General features: G+C 50.3%; 1 protein-coding gene. It reads left to right on the top strand.

The window, feature by feature from the left end; all coding sequences use genetic code 11:
* The first annotated feature begins 165 nt into the window (after positions 1-165).
* Entirely contained in the window at positions 166-1,863 is a 1,698-nt protein-coding gene (xopQ, locus tag WM40_RS26620) for a type III secretion system effector XopQ (protein WP_330218183.1), read from the top strand.
* Positions 1,864-1,918: the final 55 nt, after the last annotated feature.

Below are 1,918 nucleotides of genomic sequence, written 5' to 3'. Positions count from 1 at the left end.
TAGCCTACTGGTGAGTAGCCGCCTACAGGGCGAAGTGTACGCAAAACCGGCCAATTGCGCTTTCGGAGCAAGCTCTTCGCCGCACACGCTAATGCCATAAACGCCACTCGTTAAAATGAAGAGGTGAGATCAATATCGAAAGGCGCGTAATGACTAGCGCGGGAATTGGCCAAGTCCAATAATATCCAAGTTTTCTTCCAACTAAAAAATTCCGTCCTTACAATGCACATCAATCGCACGAACCAGTCGCAGTCGCCGGATGATAACGCCTTCACGTCATCGCCTGGCCCAAACGAGCAAGTCGCTTTTCTCGGCTCGGCTAGCACCGCCGGTTCAGGGCCGTCCCGCCGACTGGTCTCCTACTCCGCCAGGTTCCCCGAACCCTCGCCATCCTTTGTACAGCGTCAGACAACAAACCGCTTCAGGCGCACGTTTTCGCTTCCCCTTGCAGGACAGCGCACATTCACCGATACATTACAAAATTCTGCGCACACGCCTGTTTTCGACCTTCCTTCAACCGTGGACCGGCATTCCCCGGATATACGGGCGCCCAGCGAACAAGCCTATACCCAATCGGAATGCGGCTTGACGTCGGCTTCCGCCCCGAAAGCAAGCCTAAGTCGTGCTATTTTGGGGCGCTTGGAAAGCCCGCCGGATTCGCTGATTGCCGCGCGAAACACAATACTTGCACAATTGAGCGCATCTGACTATCGTCTGACCCCAGACGAAACCATTGCCATCAATGATCTGCGATCACAAAAGCCACAGTTACCGAAAGATGTATGGTTTTTTAGCGACCCGAATAAAGATCCAGATGATGTCGTCGCTTATACTTTGGGAAGGCAACTGCAGATTGAAGGCTTTATACAGATCAAGGATGTGGTTACGACGCTGGGTGATGCTGAAGTTCGATGTCAACGTGCTGAGATGGCGAAGGGAGTATTTAATAAACTTCGATTGCCTGATGTGCATGTGTCGCGTGGTCAAGATTACAGAATGAACCCGCTGCAGTCTAAAGAGCATGCCAAGTTTTTACGAGAAGGTCATGCCTTACGTGCCGCATCTAGTGAAATTCATCGTGACAGCTTGCAGGATATGAGACTGCGCCTGAAGCATGCGCCACATCCGCTTAGTATTGTCGTGATCGCAGGCATGGGTGATCTCAATGGGCTTATCACTACTTGCCCAGAGATTATGCGCGAGCGCGTTGACGATATCACCATTATGGGCGGAGTGGAGCCTTTAAAGGACGCAGATGGTTTTATACAGCCTGATGCACGTGCCTACAATAACGTCACCGACTTGGATGCTGCCCGCAGTCTTTATCGCAAAGCACAGGAGCTTGGCATTCCATTACGTATCGTGACAAAGGAGGCCGCCTACAAAACCGCCGTTTCACCATCATTCTACGAAGGAATGGCAATGAGTGGACATCCAGTGGGCCAATACTTGAGAGATGTTCAAAAGAGTGCCCTAAAAGGCCTATGGGAAGGAATTCAAGATGGATTACTTCCTGGCCTGGATAACGCTTGGTTCTTCCGTACGTTCATGCCGAACTCACAAATTGATGTAGGCCAACACGGTAATAAAAGCAATGTGTCCTTTGATGCTATCTGGCCTAAGGTGACGAAACTGAACCTGTATGATCCTCTGACATTACTGGCTTCAGTGCCTAACGCGGCAAAACTGCTATTTAAACCAAAGGCTATTCAAGCAGAAGGATTCAGTCGCGTAGAGCAGATAGGTTCAGACGAGGTCGCGTATCCAGAGAAGGCGAAGTTATTGATGTCCGCTCTAGTAAAGTCCGCGCTTGCCCAGTCGACGGAGAATCATGTTGAACCACATATGCCACAGCATTTCTGACTATTTAAGGGATGCTCTCCGGTCATTTGATGGTTTCTGAGGCAATGGTTCAAAG

Source organism: Robbsia andropogonis, from assembly GCF_000970345.1.
In the GTDB taxonomy this organism is placed as follows: Bacteria; Pseudomonadota; Gammaproteobacteria; order Burkholderiales; family Burkholderiaceae; genus Robbsia; species Robbsia andropogonis.
This window is presented reverse-complemented; position numbering and strand designations above follow the sequence as displayed.